15 protein-coding genes are annotated in these 16194 nt (G+C 60.5%); 11 read left to right on the top strand and 4 right to left on the bottom strand.

Going from position 1 to position 16194, the window contains the following annotated elements; genetic code table 11:
* Nucleotides 1-176 precede the first annotated feature (176 nt).
* Both BLV81_RS08950 and BLV81_RS08955 read left to right on the top strand, forming a co-directional pair.
* Nucleotides 177-1202 carry a DUF2804 domain-containing protein gene (locus BLV81_RS08950; protein WP_092354546.1) on the top strand — a complete coding sequence of 342 codons (1026 nt, stop codon included), beginning with the start codon at nucleotides 177-179 and terminating at the stop codon, nucleotides 1200-1202.
* A gap of 158 nt (nucleotides 1203-1360) precedes the next feature.
* Nucleotides 1361-2611 carry an Hsp70 family protein gene (locus BLV81_RS08955; RefSeq protein ID WP_092355030.1) on the top strand — a complete coding sequence of 417 codons (1251 nt, stop codon included), beginning with the start codon at nucleotides 1361-1363 and terminating at the stop codon, nucleotides 2609-2611.
* Between the two features lie 13 nt (nucleotides 2612-2624).
* Here the strand turns inward: BLV81_RS08955 and BLV81_RS08960 are convergent, their stop codons facing one another.
* Both BLV81_RS08960 and BLV81_RS08965 read right to left on the bottom strand, forming a co-directional pair.
* The gene (locus BLV81_RS08960; RefSeq protein ID WP_218134264.1) at nucleotides 2625-3947 is read right to left on the bottom strand and encodes a voltage-gated chloride channel family protein; all 1323 of its coding nucleotides are present in this window, start codon (nucleotides 3945-3947) and stop codon (nucleotides 2625-2627) included.
* A 3-nt stretch (nucleotides 3948-3950) separates the two neighbouring features.
* Nucleotides 3951-4862, bottom strand: a complete 912-nt coding sequence (locus tag BLV81_RS08965; protein WP_092355036.1) for a LysR family transcriptional regulator — start codon at nucleotides 4860-4862, stop codon at nucleotides 3951-3953.
* A gap of 181 nt (nucleotides 4863-5043) precedes the next feature.
* Between BLV81_RS08965 and BLV81_RS08970 the strand changes: the two genes are divergently transcribed.
* The 3 genes from BLV81_RS08970 to BLV81_RS08980 all read left to right on the top strand — a co-directional run bounded on the left by BLV81_RS08970 (nucleotide 5044) and on the right by BLV81_RS08980 (nucleotide 7102).
* Nucleotides 5044-5436 (top strand): DoxX family protein, encoded by a 393-nt coding sequence (locus BLV81_RS08970; protein ID WP_092354548.1) that lies wholly within the window; start codon nucleotides 5044-5046, stop codon nucleotides 5434-5436.
* 63 nt (nucleotides 5437-5499) lie between these two features.
* Nucleotides 5500-6354, top strand: a complete 855-nt coding sequence (locus tag BLV81_RS08975) for a pirin family protein (RefSeq protein ID WP_092354550.1) — start codon at nucleotides 5500-5502, stop codon at nucleotides 6352-6354.
* A gap of 88 nt (nucleotides 6355-6442) precedes the next feature.
* Nucleotides 6443-7102, top strand: coding sequence for an alanyl-tRNA editing protein (locus BLV81_RS08980; RefSeq protein WP_092354552.1), 660 nt, complete (start codon nucleotides 6443-6445; stop codon nucleotides 7100-7102).
* On the opposite strand, the gene BLV81_RS08985 is transcribed toward BLV81_RS08980, so the two are convergent.
* Nucleotides 7099-8502: an amidohydrolase family protein gene (locus tag BLV81_RS08985; RefSeq protein ID WP_092354554.1), complete on the bottom strand. Its 1404-nt coding sequence runs from the start codon at nucleotides 8500-8502 to the stop codon at nucleotides 7099-7101. The genes BLV81_RS08980 and BLV81_RS08985 overlap by 4 nt on opposite strands.
* 84 nt (nucleotides 8503-8586) lie before the next feature.
* Complete coding sequence (locus tag BLV81_RS08990; RefSeq protein ID WP_092354556.1) at nucleotides 8587-9078, bottom strand: Lrp/AsnC ligand binding domain-containing protein; 492 nt, start codon at nucleotides 9076-9078, stop codon at nucleotides 8587-8589.
* A 206-nt stretch (nucleotides 9079-9284) separates the two neighbouring features.
* Here BLV81_RS08990 and BLV81_RS08995 point away from each other — a divergent pair, with 206 nt between their 5' ends.
* The 6 genes from BLV81_RS08995 to rarD all read left to right on the top strand — a co-directional run bounded on the left by BLV81_RS08995 (nucleotide 9285) and on the right by rarD (nucleotide 16152).
* Nucleotides 9285-10571 (top strand): D-amino acid dehydrogenase, encoded by a 1287-nt coding sequence (locus BLV81_RS08995; RefSeq protein WP_092354558.1) that lies wholly within the window; start codon nucleotides 9285-9287, stop codon nucleotides 10569-10571.
* 50 nt (nucleotides 10572-10621) lie between these two features.
* Nucleotides 10622-11728, top strand: coding sequence for an alanine racemase (alr, locus tag BLV81_RS09000; protein WP_092354559.1), 1107 nt, complete (start codon nucleotides 10622-10624; stop codon nucleotides 11726-11728).
* A gap of 36 nt (nucleotides 11729-11764) precedes the next feature.
* Nucleotides 11765-13003 carry an ArgE/DapE family deacylase gene (locus tag BLV81_RS09005; protein WP_092354560.1) on the top strand — a complete coding sequence of 413 codons (1239 nt, stop codon included), beginning with the start codon at nucleotides 11765-11767 and terminating at the stop codon, nucleotides 13001-13003.
* A gap of 184 nt (nucleotides 13004-13187) precedes the next feature.
* Complete coding sequence (locus BLV81_RS09010) at nucleotides 13188-14426, top strand: Bcr/CflA family multidrug efflux MFS transporter (protein WP_092354561.1); 1239 nt, start codon at nucleotides 13188-13190, stop codon at nucleotides 14424-14426.
* Complete coding sequence (locus BLV81_RS09015; protein ID WP_092354562.1) at nucleotides 14423-15106, top strand: Dph6-related ATP pyrophosphatase; 684 nt, start codon at nucleotides 14423-14425, stop codon at nucleotides 15104-15106. Before BLV81_RS09010 ends, BLV81_RS09015 begins: the two co-directional genes overlap by 4 nt.
* A gap of 143 nt (nucleotides 15107-15249) precedes the next feature.
* Nucleotides 15250-16152, top strand: a complete 903-nt coding sequence (rarD, locus tag BLV81_RS09020) for an EamA family transporter RarD (protein ID WP_092354563.1) — start codon at nucleotides 15250-15252, stop codon at nucleotides 16150-16152.
* Nucleotides 16153-16194: the final 42 nt, after the last annotated feature.

Consider the following 16194-nt stretch of genomic DNA (forward strand, 5'->3'; position numbering starts at 1 on the left):
ATGGTGCTTTTGACGGCTGTGTGTGTAAAAATCGATATCCGACCCGCCATTGTAAAGGGTAGCGCACGCTATCACGAGCAGGTCCCTGATAAGGGACAGAAAGCCGGTGCTGCGGGACCTGACGTTGAAAAACTGTTGAATTCTCACCGATGCTCACTGATGCCCTATCACTCCATATGATTGCTCCATCCCTGCCCGCTGCTCCCGTCAACGTCATCGATGCCGACGGCCAGCCGCGCATGGGGCGTTATGCCGGCCACACCGGGGTGATCGACTGGTCGACTCTGGCCGCGCCCTATGCGCGCAGCAGCCTGTGGCGGCGCTTTCATCACAAACGCTGGCAATACGTGGCGCTGTCGACGCCGCAATTGCTGTGCGGCATCGCGATTGTCGACGTTGGCTGGACCAATACCGCTTTCGCCTATGTCTTCGACCGCCAGCAAGGCAGGCAGATTGCCGGCTTTTCGCAAGACGGCATCCCCGGCTTGAGCGCTAAAGTCAGCGATCAGCCTGGCGGGCCTAGCCGTTTCCACTGTTTCGGCAACCGGATCGACTATCAGCCGCCGGCCGCCGCCGATCAGGCTGGCGGCGGCGATGGCAAATATCAGCTCAGCTTGCAATGCGAGCAATTCGAACTTGAGGCTGAGTTCGACGCCAGCCAGACGGCCCCCCCGCTGCTGGCGGTCGGGCCTATCGTTCACGGTTCGGTGCACGCCACCCAGAAATCGCCAGGCATGCCGCTCACCGGCGAAGTGCGCGTGGGTGACCAGCGCTATGCTTTGGAGGGCGGCGTCGCCAGTTTTGATTATTCGAACGGCTTGCTGGCGCGGAATACCGAATGGCGCTGGGCCTCGGCCCACGGCCTGGATATCGGCTTCAATCTGCAAGCCGGCTATTTCGGCAAGCAGGAGAACGTACTCTGGCTCGACGGCCAGCTGCATGCGCTCGGCCACGTACGTTTCGAGTACGACCTGGCGGCGCCGCTGGCGCCATGGCATATCTATACCGACGACGGCTTGCTCGATCTGCGATTCATGCCGGAAGGCGCACGCCGTGAAAACAAGAACATGCTGATCGCCGCCACCCGCTATATCCAGCCGATAGGCAGTTTCAGCGGCTGGGTCAAGCCGGAGCCCAATGCCGCGCCACGGCCGGTGGAACGCCTGGTGGGCGTGACCGAGGAACATTTCTCGCGCTGGTGATGTTTCCTGGCATCAACGTGCTGCATCAATGCACCGTATCAATCGGCTTTATCAAGATATTAATTCGCAATTTTCCAACACCCCGCTGTATTTCCCCTACGCCGCCAATATCTTTGGTATACCATTGCCGACCAATTTTTTATTTGTGAGGCATGGCAATGTCAAATGCTTGCGGCGTGGATTTCGGCACGTCTAATTCCACAGTTGGCTGGAGCAGGCCCGGACAGAATGCCTTGCTGCCGCTGGAAGACGGTAAAGTCACTTTGCCTTCGGTGGTTTTCTTTAACGCCGAGGACGATGCTTTCAGTTTCGGCCGTGCCGCGCTGAGCGGCTATCTGGCCGGTTACGAGGGGCGTCTGATGCGGTCGCTGAAGAGCTTGCTCGGCTCCAGCCTGATCGATGCCCAGACTGAGGTTGGCGGCCGCGCGCTGCCGTTCCGCGCACTGCTGACCCACTTCATCGCGGAACTGAAAACGCGCTCCGAAAGCGCCGCCGGCAGGGAATTTCACAGCGTGGTGCTGGGCCGCCCGGTGTTTTTTGTGGACGACAATCCAAGCGCCGACCAACGCGCTGAAGATACGCTGGCAGAAATCGCCCGCTCGGTCGGTTTCCAGCATGTCGCCTTCCAGTACGAGCCTATCGCTGCCGCCTTCGACTATGAATCCGGCATACAGCGCGAGGAACTGGTGCTGATCGCCGACATCGGCGGCGGCACCTCCGACTTTTCGCTGGTGCGCCTGTCGCCTAAGCGCGCCGGCCACAGCGAGCGGCGCGACGATATCCTGGCTACCGGCGGCGTCCACATCGGCGGCACCGATTTCGATAAATACCTGAGCTTGTCCAGCGTGATGCCGATGCTGGGGCTGGGTAGCCGCCTGGTTAACAACAGCGAAGTGCCGTCCAGTTATTACTTCAACCTGGCCACCTGGCACACCATCAACCAGATTTATACCCGCAAAGCCTGGCTGCAGCTCAAGGACGTGCAGCGTGAAACCGTCGAGCGCGAAAAATTCGGCCGCCTGCTGGATCTGGTCGAACAACGCGCGGGACACTGGCTGGCATTGCAGGTGGAACAGGGCAAGATCGGCTTGTCAGACGCCGAGACCGTGCAACTCAGCCTGGACCGCATCGCACCGAACCAGGCGTTGAGCCTGACGCGGCAGCAATTCAATGCCAGCATCGGACACCTGGTGAGTACGGTGGAAGACACCGTCGGCAATCTGCTGCGCGATGCAGGTGTCGCGCCGGCACAAGTCGATACGGTATTCTTTACCGGCGGCTCCAGTGGGGTGCAACTGTTGCGCCACAAGATTGCGGCCTTGGTGCCCTCGGCCAAAGCGGTTGAGGGCGACTTGTTCGGCAGCATCGGCGCCGGCCTGGCGCTGGATGCGGTGCGCAAGTTCGGCTGAGTTGCAAGACCTGCTACTCGATTTTTTGATCGACGTCATCGGCTTTATCGATCTTGCCGCCGCGCTTGCGAAAACCGGCAATCTCCGACAAGCGCATGCCTTCCGGGATCGTCAGGCGTTTGGCGTGGCCTATCCTTTGTGCATGATAGATCCCGGTGTGGCCGGAAAACAGATAGCTGACGACACAGGCGATAGCAGCTAGCACGCCGATCTCCGGCCCGAATAATTCCATCGCCATGACGGTCGATGCGATCGGCGTATTGGCGGCGCCGGCGAATACCGCCACGAATCCCAGCCCGGCCAGTACCGGAACCGGCATCGACAGCCATTGCGCCAGAGCGTTACCCAAGGTGGCGCCGATATAGAACAGCGGCGTCACCTCGCCGCCCTTGAAGCCGGACGCCAGCGTCACTACCGTGAAAACGATTTTGCCGGCAAAGTCGTATACCGGCAGCGGTTTCTCGAAGGCATCCACGATCGTCGGAATCCCCAGTCCCAGATATTTATCCGTGCCCGGCAGCAAAGCCAGCAGCAATACCGCGACGCCGCCGGCAAACGGCCGTAGCGGCGGAAATTTGATACCGCGCTTGAGCAGGCGCGACAAGCCGTGGGTCGCCTCCGCAAACGCCATGCCAACCACGCCGAACACAATGCCGGCCACCAGCGTCGCGGCAAAAATGCCGATGCCGAAATGCGGCACGAACGGAATCGCATAATGGGTATGGTGAACGCCGAGCAAACCCGGTATCTGGTCGCTGATGATGGCGGCAATGAAACAAGGCAGGATGGCGTCGTAACGCAGGCGGCCGATGGCGAGTACTTCCAGCCCGAAGATGGCGCCCGCCAGCGGCGTCCCGAACACTGAAGCAAAACCGGCGCTGATGCCGGCCATCAGCAGGATGCGGCGCTCGTCCGGCCCCAGGCGGGTGATGCGCGTGATCAGATCGGCCAGGGCGCCGCCCATCTGCACTGCCGTCCCCTCGCGTCCGGCAGAGCCGCCGAATAAATGGGTAATCACGGTGCCCAATAAAATCAGCGGCGCCATGCGCTTCGGCACGATGCACCGGGGATCGTGGATTTCGTCGATCAGCAGGTTGTTGCCGCCCTCGACCGCTTTACCCAGCAGGTGATAAATCAAGCCGACTGCAAAGCCCGCCAGAGGCAACAGCCATAATAGCCAGCGCTGGGCATTGCGGGTAGCCGTGGCCCACTCCAGCGACAGCAGCAGGACGGCCGACGCCAGCCCGGCCAAAGCGCCGACCACAGATGCCAATATCAGCCAACGCGCCAGGTACGCCAGCATCAGCAGCTGTTCAGGATATTTTATTTTTTTCATCATTCAGGCCAGATCGAAAGTAGTCAGTTTGGATAATGCATCCAGCCACCAGCTGAGGGCCGGCCCGACCTCGCGATCCGGCCGATACACGCACTGCATGGGCATAGCCGCGCCCTGCGGCGGCTGGCCGGCGGTCTGGATGCGCACCAGCCGGCCGCTTGCCAGATCGTCGGCTACCACGTGCTGCGGCATATAACCCCAGCCCATGCCGGCCCGCAGCAAGGCGTGCTTGGTACCCAGATCGCTCATGCGCCAGGACACGGAGGAATGCACCGAAAAATCCTGGTTGGCGGTGAGCGCGCTACGATCGCTCAGCACCAGCTGCACCTGCCGCTCCAGCACATGGCCCGGGATACGGCCGCGGAACTGCGCCAGCGCATGACTTGGCGCTACTACCCCGACCAGCAGTATCGTCGGCAAACTGACATGCAGCAAATTGGGGGGAATGATGGGCAAGGTGCCGATGACGCCCAGCATCGCCTCGCCATCGATCACGCGCTCGGCGACCGAGCCTAGCGCTTCGATCTCCAGGCGCACCGTGACGCCAGGAAACGCCAGCCGGAAATCGCACAGCAGCGCCACCAGCGCCGAGGTCGGGAAAAACACATCCAGCGCCAGGGTGATCTCCAGTTCCTGGCCTTGGGCATAGGCGGCGGCGCGCGCCTGCAGCGCGTCGGCCTGATCCAGTACCTGGCGCGCATCGCGCAACAGCTCGGTGCCGGCAGCGGTCAGCTGCGGACGATAGCCGCTGCGATCGAACAAGGGCAAACCAAGCTGCCCTTCCAATGTGCTGATCGCATAGCTGACCGCCGATTGCGCTCGCATCAACGCCTTTGATGCGGCCAGGAAACTGCCGCTATCGGCAACTTGGACAAACACGCGCAACTGATCCAGCGACAGTCGTTCGATATTCATGGCCATTCAACAATATCTAATTATTAGATATTGATTATCGCAAGATAATCAATATCCCGCTAGGCCCAAGATGATTAAGATAGCCTTGTTCGCTGTAAGCGGTACCCGATGCACAATGAATGCGGCGCGCTAAAAGCGAATGCTCACTTACGTTAAAACCCTTTTATAGATTGGAAACATCATGCAAATTTCGCCAACACTGTATCGCACCGGCCGGGTTCTGCTGGCTTCCTTGTTCCTCATTTCGGGCATCTTGAAGATCACCGCTTTTTCCGGCGTGGCCGCTTATATGAGCAGCCTTGGCATACCGTTTGCGACCTTCGCCGTACTCCTCACCATCCTGGTTGAAGTCGGCGGCGGACTGGCGCTCATGACCGGCTGGAATGCACGTCCGGCGGCGCTCGTCGTGGCGCTGTTCACGGTTGGCGCAACCCTGGCCGCGCACCGCTTCTGGGAAGCCGATCCGGCCAATGTGCAAAATCAGATGAATAACTTCCTGAAAAACGTCTCGATCATCGGTGCGTTGCTGATGTTGGCGGCGGTTACTCCCGATTCAAAAGATTCAAAAAAGTAAGCGCAAAAAGACAGGCGCAATCCAAGCAACACATCGTCTAGCCATCAAGGAATGGAGAATTTCATGAGCAAGCCAGTTTTCAATCGCCAACTCGAACGCCTGGTCACCGGCGTTGCGACCCAGGACGGTGCAGGCGTGAGCCTGGTGCGGGTTCTGACACACGACCTGCAACACCGTCTCGATCCGTTCCTGATGCTGGACAATTTCCATTCTGATAAGCCGGAAGATTACCTCGCGGGCTTCCCCGACCATCCGCACCGTGGCTTCGAAACCGTCACCTACATGCTGGCCGGCCGCATGCGCCATCGCGACAATGCCGGTAACGAAGGCCTGCTGCAGGCCGGCGGCGTGCAATGGATGACGGCCGGCAGCGGCCTGGTGCACTCGGAACTGCCGGAGCAGGAAGACGGCTTGATGAGCGGTTTCCAACTGTGGCTCAACCTGGCCTCGGGCGACAAGATGATCGCTCCCAGCTACCGCGATCTGCAGGCAGACGACATCCCGCAGGTATCGCCGCAGCCTGGCGTCAAGGTGAAAGTGATTGCCGGCTCGGCTTTCGGCACCGCCGGCGCCGTCCAAAGGCCGCACACCGAACCGCTATATCTGGACCTGCAGCTGGCAGGCGGCCAACAGCTGGATTTGCCGATACCGGCGAGCCACAATGCCTTCCTGTATGTATTCGAAGGCGAGCTGCGCATCGGGGAAGATGGCCGTAGCGCACCATCAGGCCGCATGGCGATCCTGAGCAATACTGCCGATGCCGCCGGCGTCAGTGTGCAAGCGCAGGGCAATAGCCGCTTTCTGCTGATTGCCGGCCGGCCCTTGAATGAACCGATTGCGCAGTGGGGACCGTTCGTGATGAACACCCGTGAGCAGGTGGAACAGGCGATGCGGGATTTCCAGGATGGCAAGTTCTAGGGTTTAGCCAGGAAAAAAAGGGGCGAGTGTCGAATTCGCCCCCTTTTCATTGTTATCCTTGTCAGACCTTTCCTTAGTCCGTTCGGCCATGACACTCAAGCTTTTCTGGCAAGACCCTTATCGCACGACGCTTGACACCAAGGTAGTCGCTGTCGACAACGACCGTATCCGCCTGGCGGAAACGATTTTCTTCGCCTTCTCCGGCGGCCAGGAGAGCGACGCCGGGACCCTGGCAGGGCACTCCGTGCTGTGCGCTGAAAAAGATGGCCTGGATATCGTCTACACGCTGGCTCCCGGACATGGCCTGCACGTCGGCAGCGAAGTCGAGATCGTGATCGACTGGGAGCGCCGCTACCGCCTGATGCGGCTGCATTTCGCCGCCGAAATGGTGCTGCAGCTGGTCTACCAGCTGCGCCCCGGCATAGAGCGCATCGGCGCCCATATCTCGGCCGACAAGGCGCGCATCGATTTTGCCGATGACAGCAATATTGCCGTGCTGTTCCCGCAGATAGAAACCGCAGCAGCCGCCCTGCTGAGCGCCGACCTGCCTATCGTCACCGCCTTCACCGATGAAGCGGCGCAACGACGGTATTGGGAAGTCGCGGGATTTGCCAGGATGGCTTGCGGCGGCACCCATCCGCGCTCAACCGCGGAAATCGGCGCTCTCAAGCTGAAACGCAAGAACACCGGAAAAGGCAAGGAACGCATCGAGATCAGCTTGCAGCCCGAGCCAAGCGCCGCCGCCTAATGCTTGAAAGCGTTGTCGTACTTGTCTGCGACCTGATCCAATAGTGCATGCAGCTCGGGTTCCGCGTACCAATTGCCATTGGCCATGACGCCAAGCGGGGTGCGTAGCGTAGACAGATCGTCCAGCGGATTTTTCGCCGAAAGAATGAAATCGGCGCGATTACCCACCTTGATCGTGCCAAACGGCTCGGCGTCAGGCACCGAACGGCGAATCATTTCACCGGGCGTGCGGGTAGCCGCAGAAAGGACCTGGTATCGGCTGAGGCCAGCCTCCTCCAGAGCGCGCAGATCGTCGTGCAACGAAAAGCCCGGCACCAGGCCGGGGATGGTGGGCGCATCGGTGCCGGTCACCAGAGGGACGCCGGCCTGCGCCATCTCCTTGATGAAACGCTGCAGGAATTCAACCCTGGCGCTGAGATCGCCCTGGCGTTTGGTATAACCGTCGTCGCCCCATCTGATCCGCCGGGCGGGCGACAGGTAACGTATTTCCGGCATATGCATATAGCGTTCGGCCACCGCTGGCCTGCCCCACTGGCTCGCAATCGTTGCATAGGTGATGATGTCCGCCGTGACGAAAGCTTTGTTGCGCTTGATGAAGGCGATGGCGGCCGGAATTTCGTCTGGATCAGGTGCGCTGTCCGCCGGCCCTGACACGCCTGCGGGTTCTTTATCCGGATGCGAGAACGTCGTGTACAAGAATTCTTCCGCATGGGCCACCAGGACCTGGCCGGCGTCGAGTTGACGTTCCAGGCCGACCCGGGTAACGCCGTGACCGATGACAGCCATGTGCTGTTTCCGGCCTTCCTCTATGAAGGCCTGGAAACTGGCCGGCGACAAATTGTTGTAGACCTTGATGAAGTCGTAGCCATTGGTTTTTGCCAGGCCGACCATGGCGCGCGCTTGCTCCGGCGTAGCCACCACGAACTGGCCGTAGAGCGGAGAACCGTCGACCACGAAGCCGGCAAAAATATGCGGCCCCGCAATCTTCCCGCGGTTCATGTCAGGCCGCACCTGGTCCATGAAACCGCTTGAAGCTCCTCCCATATTCAGTACCGTGGTAACGCCATTGGCCAGGTAGACCTGCATGTCGCCGGTGGTGTCGGAATGGACGTGCATGTCGGCCAGTCCGGGCGAGAGAAAAGTACGGCCGTGGCCGTCGATGATGCGCGCATTCTTCGGGATAGCCAGCGCCGAACCGATCGCGACGATTTTGCCGTCCTCGACCAGCACGCTCTGGTTACGCACGATACGATCCGTATCCATAGGCAGCAGGTTGACCGAAACGAATGCGGTAGTTGCCGCAGCTTCGGCGGTTGCGGTGGATTGCGGCTGCGCTGCATGCGCGAAGGCTGGTGAACAGAGGAAAGGCAGAGCTGCGACGATCAAAGAAAATAGTTTCAATTACGATCTCCGTAGGTGTTGGATTTTTTTCGAAATTTGACTGCATTCACATGATAAAAACCAGGAAACCGCCGCCATTCACCACTATTTGCTCTCCATCGACAACGCCAGCGTCTCCTTGATTTCCTCCATTACAACATAGCTCTTGGACTGCGCGGCGCCGGGCAGTTGCAGCAGCATGTCGCCCAACAGTTTGCGATATTCTGCCATCTCGCGGATGCGGGCTTTGATCAGGTAATCGAAATCGCCGGACACCAGGTGGCATTCCAGCACTTCGGGGATGCGCAGCACTTCGCGCCGGAACTGTTCGAAGGCATGCGCGGATTTTTGATTCAGCGTGATCTCGACAAACACCAGCAGCTTGGCGCCCACCGCCGCCGGGTTGATGCGGGCGTAATAACCGTCGATGACGCCGTCGCGCTCCATGCGTTTGACGCGCTCGATACAGGGCGTGATCGACAGACCCACCTGCTCGCCCAGATCCTTCATCGACATCCGGCCGTCCTGTTGCAGCAGGCGCAAAATATGGCGGTCCAGCTTGTCCAGGGCGCGGCTCGATTCCTTATAGATTCTCATATCCTGAATTTACTCATATTTTCAGTGTTAAATCCTGAATACATCGATTTATATAGTAACAAATGCTAGAAAATAGCCATTAGCATAGCGCTTATTCCTGTAAATCAACAACAATTCATCAACACGCCATTCTCTGACTTTTGCTAACCGCATTTTCAGCGCACGCAGTAAGATAAAGATAAGAATTGGCGTTACGGAGATTCAAGATGCGAGTGCTTATCCTTGGCAGCGGTGTGGTCGGCGTTACCAGTGCTTATTATCTGGCGCGCGCCGGCCACGAGGTAACGGTCATCGATCGCCTGCCGGGGCCCGCGCTAGACACCAGCTTTGCCAATGCCGGCCAGATCTCTCCTGGTTATGCCTCGCCCTGGGCGGCGCCGGGCATCCCGCTGAAAGCGCTGAAATGGATGTTGCAGGAGCACGCGCCGCTCTCGATCACGCCGGACGGCACCCTGTTCCAGCTGCGCTGGATGTGGCAAATGCTGCGCAACTGCAGTGCGGCCCGCTACGCCGTCAACAAGGAACGCATGGTGCGCCTGGCCGAATACAGCCGCGACTGCTTCAAGGTCCTGCGCGCCGACACCGGCATCGCCTACGAAGGCCGCCAGCTCGGCACCATGCAGGTGTTCCGCAGCCAGCAGCAACTGGACGATGCCGCCAAGGATATCCAGGTATTGCAAGAGACCGGCGTACCGTTCGAACTGCTGACGCCGGACCAGCTGGCGCTGGCGGAACCGGCGCTGGAGGCGGTCAAGCACAAGCTGAGCGGCGCTCTGCGCCTGCCCAACGATGAAACCGGCGACTGCCAGATGTTCACTGAGCGGCTGGCAAAAATGGCCGAAGAACTCGGCGTGCGCTTCCGCTACAACCTGCAGATCGATGCGCTGACCCTGGCCAATGGCGAAATCGCCGGCGTCCAGTGCGGCCCTGAACATCTGCAAGCCGACCGCTATGTGGTGGCGCTGGGCGCCTATTCGACCGGCTTCCTCGGTTCCTTGCTGGATATCCCGGTGTACCCGCTCAAGGGTTATTCGATCACGGTCCCGATTGTCGATGCCGAAGCAGCGCCGGTCTCGACCATCCTCGATGAAACCTACAAGATCGCCATCACCCGTTTCGACGACCGCATCCGGGTCGGCGGCATGGCCGAGATCGTCGGCTTCAACAAGACGCTCAAACCGAAACGCCGGGCCACGCTGGAGATGGTGGTCAACGATTTGTTCCCGGGCGCCGGCAACACAGCCGCCGCCAGTTTCTGGACCGGCTTGCGGCCGATGACGCCGGACGGCACGCCTATCGTCGGCGCCACCCATATCCGCAATCTGTTCCTCAATACCGGCCACGGCACGCTCGGCTGGACCATGTCTTGCGGCTCGGCGCAATTGCTGTCGGATCTGATTTCCGGCAAACGGCCGGCGATTGCCTCGGACGACCTGGCGGTTGGCCGTTACAGCAAACACAGCGACCAACCGGCGCATCCCGCTTACGCCTGAGCCGGTACAGGTCAGGGTAGCAAACACGACGCTATCGAACGGTACACATCATGCATCCACAAGCAGCACACGCAGGCGCGATCCTGACGGTCGACCTCAACGCCCTGCGCAGCAACTACCGTTTGCTGCGCCAGCAAGCGGCATCGGCCCTCTGCGGCGCAGCCGTCAAGGCCGATGCCTACGGACTAGGTGCAGAGCGGGTGGGACCGGCGCTGGCGGCGGAAGGCTGCCGCCATTTCTTTGTCGCCCATCTGGATGAAGGCATCGCGCTGCGTCCGCATCTGCCGGCAACGGCGCAAGTGTTTGTACTGCATGGTCCGCCGGTCGGGACGGAACAGGAATTCATCGCCCACGGACTGACGCCGGTACTCAACAGCCTGCAACAAATCCAGGGCTGGCACGCGCTGGCGCAATCGCTGCAACGCCCGCTGCCGGCGATCATCCAGGTCGACAGCGGCATGTCGCGGATGGGATTGCCGGCGGCTGAAGCCGAGACCTGGCTGGCCAACCCGCAATACCTGCAAAGCATCCCGCCGCTGTTCCTGATGAGCCATCTGGCATGCGCCGAGCATCAAGGCCATCCGATGAATGCAAGCCAGCTGGCGCGTTTCAACACGCTGCGGCAACGCCTGCCGCACGTGCCCGCCAGCCTGGCCAATTCTTCCGGGATTTTCCTTGGCCGCGATTACCAGTTCGACCTGGTCCGGCCCGGCGCCGCGCTGTATGGCATCGCGCCGGTTGCCGGCGCCGCCAATCCGCTGCAGCCGGTGGTTGCGCTGCACGGGCGTATCCTGCAGACCAGGACCATCGAGCGCGGCGACCATGTAGGGTACGGCATCAGTTATAGCGCCACCGAGCAACGGCAGATCGCAACCGTCGGCGTCGGTTACGCCGACGGCTGGCTGCGCAGCATGAGCAATCGCGGCGTAGTGTTCATCGGCGGTAGCGCGGCGCCGATGGTGGGCACGATCTCGATGGATTCGATCACCGTCGACGTCACCGGCATTGACGCCCGGCGCCTGCAGGCCGGCGCCCTGGTCGAGCTGATCGGGCCGCATCGTCCGGTCGATGCAGTGGCGCAATCGGCCGCCACTATCGGCTATGAAATACTGACCGGCTTGGGATTGCGCTACTATCGGGGATATGTCGGAAACTGACCCGTCGCAGCGACTCTTAAACTCTGTCCCACAACGATGAACAATTCAAAATTATCCGATCAGCTGACCAGCTGGATCGACAGCCACTTTGACGAAGAAGTCGGATTCTTGCAAAAGATCGTCCGCATTCCCACCGACACGCCGCCCGGCAACAACGCGCCGCACGCCGACGCGGTAGCCGAGCTGGTCACCGCCTGGGGCTGGCAGGCCGAGAAGCATCCGGTGCCGGCCGCCGCAGTCAAAGAGTACGGCATGGAAAGCATCACCAACCTGATCATCCGCCGCCAGTATGCCGGTCCGGGCCCGACGCTGGCGCTGAATGCGCACGGCGACGTGGTGCCTCCCGGCGAGGGCTGGACTAAACAGCCGTATGGCGGCGAAATCGAAAACGGCCGCATCTACGGCCGCGCCACCACCGTATCCAAAGGCGATTTCGCCACCTATATTTTTGCCGTACGCGCGCTGGAAGCACTCGGCGTGCCGCTCAAGGGCGCACTGGAACTGCACTTCACCTACGACGAAGAATTCGGTGGCTTGCTAGGGCCGGCATGGCTGCTGGAAAACCAGCTGACCAAACCCGATCTGGTGATCGGTCCCGGCTTCAGCTACAACGTCGTCACCGCGCACAACGCCTGCTTGCAGTTTGAAGTCACCGTGCATGGCAAGGCAACCCACGGTTCGATGCCGGAAACCGGCCACGATGCATTGCAGGCAGCAACCAAGGTGCTGCAAGCGATCTACGCCAAACTGCCCGACCTGAAAAAAATCGCCTCGGCGATTCCCGGCATTACCCATCCGACCATGATCGTCGGCCGCATCGACGGCGGCACCAATACCAATGTGGTGCCGGGGAAAGTGGTCCTGAAGATGGACCGCCGCATGATTCCGGAGGAAGATCCGGCAGCTGTCGAAGCCGAAGTACGCGCGATGATCGAAACCGCGGTAGCGGGCCTGCCAGGCATCCGCGTCGACATCAGGCGCCTGTTGCTGGCACGCGCACTACGCCCCTTGCCAGGCCACGAAAAACTGCTGGCCAGCGTGCAGAGGAATGCACAAACCATCCTCGGCGAAGCCATCCCGGCCAACGGCTCAGCGCTATACACCGACGCCCGCCTGTACGGCGAACATGGCATTCCAGTCGTACTGTACGGCGCCGGCCCGCGCACCCTGATGGAATCCAACGCCAAGCAAGCCGATGAAAACCTGGCGCTGGATGATTTGCGCAAAGCGACTAAAGTCATAGCGCTGACTTTGCTGGATTTTTTAGCGGAGTAGTCAACGAACAGACGGCACGGCGGCTGCCGGCAGATCTCGCGATGTTGGTGTAACATGTACAACTGTTCCAGGTCGCCGGACTGATCCATATCCGGCGCACCGCCCGGCCCTTCCTGCCGACGCCTTCCACCCGCTATAAATAACCACTGAAGCACAAGCAGGTTGTGCAACTCCAAGTACCCCGATGACAAACATACCTGACACCCCAGGCCCCGAGAAATTGCTCCCGGGCTGGCTGCTATTGCTCGGCGCCCTCACCGCCATCGGCTCACTGTCGATCGACATGTACCTGCCAAGCTTCCCCGCCATCGCCCAACAGTTCGGCGTCGGCAGCAACCTGATACAACTGACACTGGCCAGCTTCCTGGTCGGACTGGCTGTCGGCCAGATATTTTACGGACCGCTCAGCGATCGTTTCGGCCGCAAGCCGCCACTCTATATCGGCATGACGCTGTACCTGCTGGGCTCGCTAGCCTGCATGGCGTCGCAAGACGTATCCGCGCTGATCGTGTTCCGCTTCCTGCAAGGCCTGGGCGGCTGCGCCGGCATGGTCATCGCGCGCGCAGCAATCCGCGACCGGCTGGGCACCGCCGGCGCCGCCAAGGCGTTTTCACTGATGATGCTGGTGATGGGCCTGGCGCCTATCCTGGCGCCGCTGATCGGCGGCAGCGTGCTCAAATTCTGGGGCTGGCGCGTGATTTTCGGCGGCCTCGCCGCCTTTGGCTTGTGTTGCCTGCTGGCGATCCATTACACGATGCAGGAAACGCTGGATCGCCACAAGGCAGAACCGCTGCATCTGGGCCGCACCCTGAAACAATACGGCAGGCTGCTGCTGGATCGTCAGTTCGTCTCTTACAGCCTGGTCGGCGGCCTGATGCAGGGCGGTATGTTTGCCTACATTACCGGCTCTTCTTTTGTCCTGATCGAATTGCACGGCATCAAGCCTGAGCATTTCGGTTTCGTGTTCGGCACGAATGCTTTCGGCCTGATCGCCGCCTCCCAGATCAATGCGCGCCTGGTCGGAAAACATGCGCTCGACGCCATCCTCGGCCGCGCCCTGTGGCTACCGGCTATCCTGACCGTGCTGGTGGCGGTGCTGGTGGCTTGCGGCGTGAACAGCCTGCCGATCCTGCTGATTGGTTTCTTCGGTTACCTGGCCTGCTACGGTTTCATCAGCCCGAACGCTTCGGCCATCGCCTTGTCGCAACAAGGCAAGCAGGCCGGCGTGGCTTCAGCCTTGATGGGCACTTTGCAATTGTCGCTGGGCATCGCCGCCGGCATCGGCATGAGCTGGTGGCACGATGGCACGGCGTTGCCGCTGATGGTGGTGATGACAATTTGCGGCGTCGGCGGCTTGCTGTTACATCGCTTCGTAGCCAGGCCGGAACATCGACGCCTTGCGCAAGCGGCGGTCCAGGCATGACAACTCACACGGCAAACGCACTGGTGTCATGGAGCGGCGGCAAGGATTCCTGCCTGGCCCTATGGCGCGCCCGTCGACACGGCATGCAGATCAAGCGCCTGATTACGGCGCTCGATGAAAACGGCCAACGCGCCCGTTCGCACGGCGTACCGCCGGCATTGCTGCAGGCGCAGGCCGATGCGCTCGGTGTGCCGCTGGCGTTTTACAGCGCCAGCTGGCAACAATATGAAGAAAAATTCATCGCCGCCTTGCGTGATGCGCACGGCGCCGGCATACGCCATGCCGTGTTCGGCGATATCGATTTGCAAGCGCATCGCGACTGGGAAGAAAAGGTCTGCGCCGAGGCAGGGCTGCAAGCCAGCCTGCCTCTATGGAACCAGCCGCGGCGGCAACTGTTGGACGAATTCCTGGCGCTTGGTTTCAAGGCGCTGGTGGTATGCGTCAACGGCAACCATCTGACGCAAGATTTTTGCGGACGTGAATTCGATGCGGCTTTTCTCGCCGACTTGCCGCCGAACGTAGACGCCTGCGGCGAGAACGGCGAGTTCCATACTTTCGTGTATGACGGTCCGGCGTTTTCCCATGCGCTACCGTTCCGCCGTGACCGCATCAGTCGGTATCAATCACCGCCGGAACTGGGCTCGACGCTTTATTATTTCCAGGAATTGCTGGCGGCCTGATCCATCGGCCATATGCATATCCTCGCTATCAGGCTGGCCGCTTATGCGTAAAATGCCGGAGCTTATCCGGGTGCACCTGAAGCGAATACCAAAAACACAACAAACGTTTACCACCGCTCTTTCACTTTTTATAGACCGAAGCCATGCAAGCAGGAATGTTCTACGCCATCGCCTCCTACGTCCTGTGGGGCATGTTCCCGATCTACTTCAAGGCGCTCGAAGCCGAGATTCCGCCGGTCGATATCGTCATGCACCGGATGCTGTGGTCGTTCCTGTTCCTGGTGATCGTACTGACCGTGCGCAAGCAATGGGCGTGGGTAGCGCCGATGCTGCGGCAACCGCGTGTCATCGGCGGCTTCATGGCCAGCGCGCTGCTGCTGACCGCCAACTGGACCACCTACATCTGGGCCGTCAACAATAATCACATCGTCGAGGCCAGCCTCGGCTATTTCATCAACCCGATGGTCAGCGTTGCGCTTGGTTTCATTTTCCTGCGCGAACGGCTGCGCCCGCTGCAATGGCTGGCGATTGCCATGGCGGCTGCCGCCGTACTCTGGCTGACCTGGCAAACCGGCCATCCGCCCTGGATTGCGCTGACGCTGGCAGTCACTTTCGGCAGCTACGGCTTACTGCGCAAGACCGCCAGCCTTGGCGCCCTGCCCGGCCTGGCGCTGGAAACGGCGCTGGTATTGCCGCTGGCGCTGGCGTACCTGGTTTATACTACGGTCCAGGATCAGAATACCTTTGTCAGCGCCTCGACTTCCACCAAATGGCTGCTGGTCGCCGCCGGTCCGATTACCTCGATTCCCTTGCTGATGTTTGCCGCCGGCGCTCGCCGCCTGCCGTTATCGCTGGTCGGCGTGCTGCAATACATCACGCCATCGCTGCAATTGCTGCTGGGCGTCTGGTTATATAAGGAACAGCTGGACGGCGCCAGGCTGCTGGGTTTCATCGTCATCTGGTGCGCGCTGGCCCTGTATTCGGCCGAAGGATTATGGCGCACGTTTACAATACGCCCAGAGATCGGCGCCGGGGATCAGTCTTAACAACTCGTCAACCCGGCCCGCATAGTTTATTCTTGGCAGCTC

Origin of the sequence: Collimonas sp. OK242 (genome assembly GCF_900107095.1) — a bacterium.
GTDB lineage: Bacteria > Pseudomonadota > Gammaproteobacteria > Burkholderiales > Burkholderiaceae_D > Collimonas.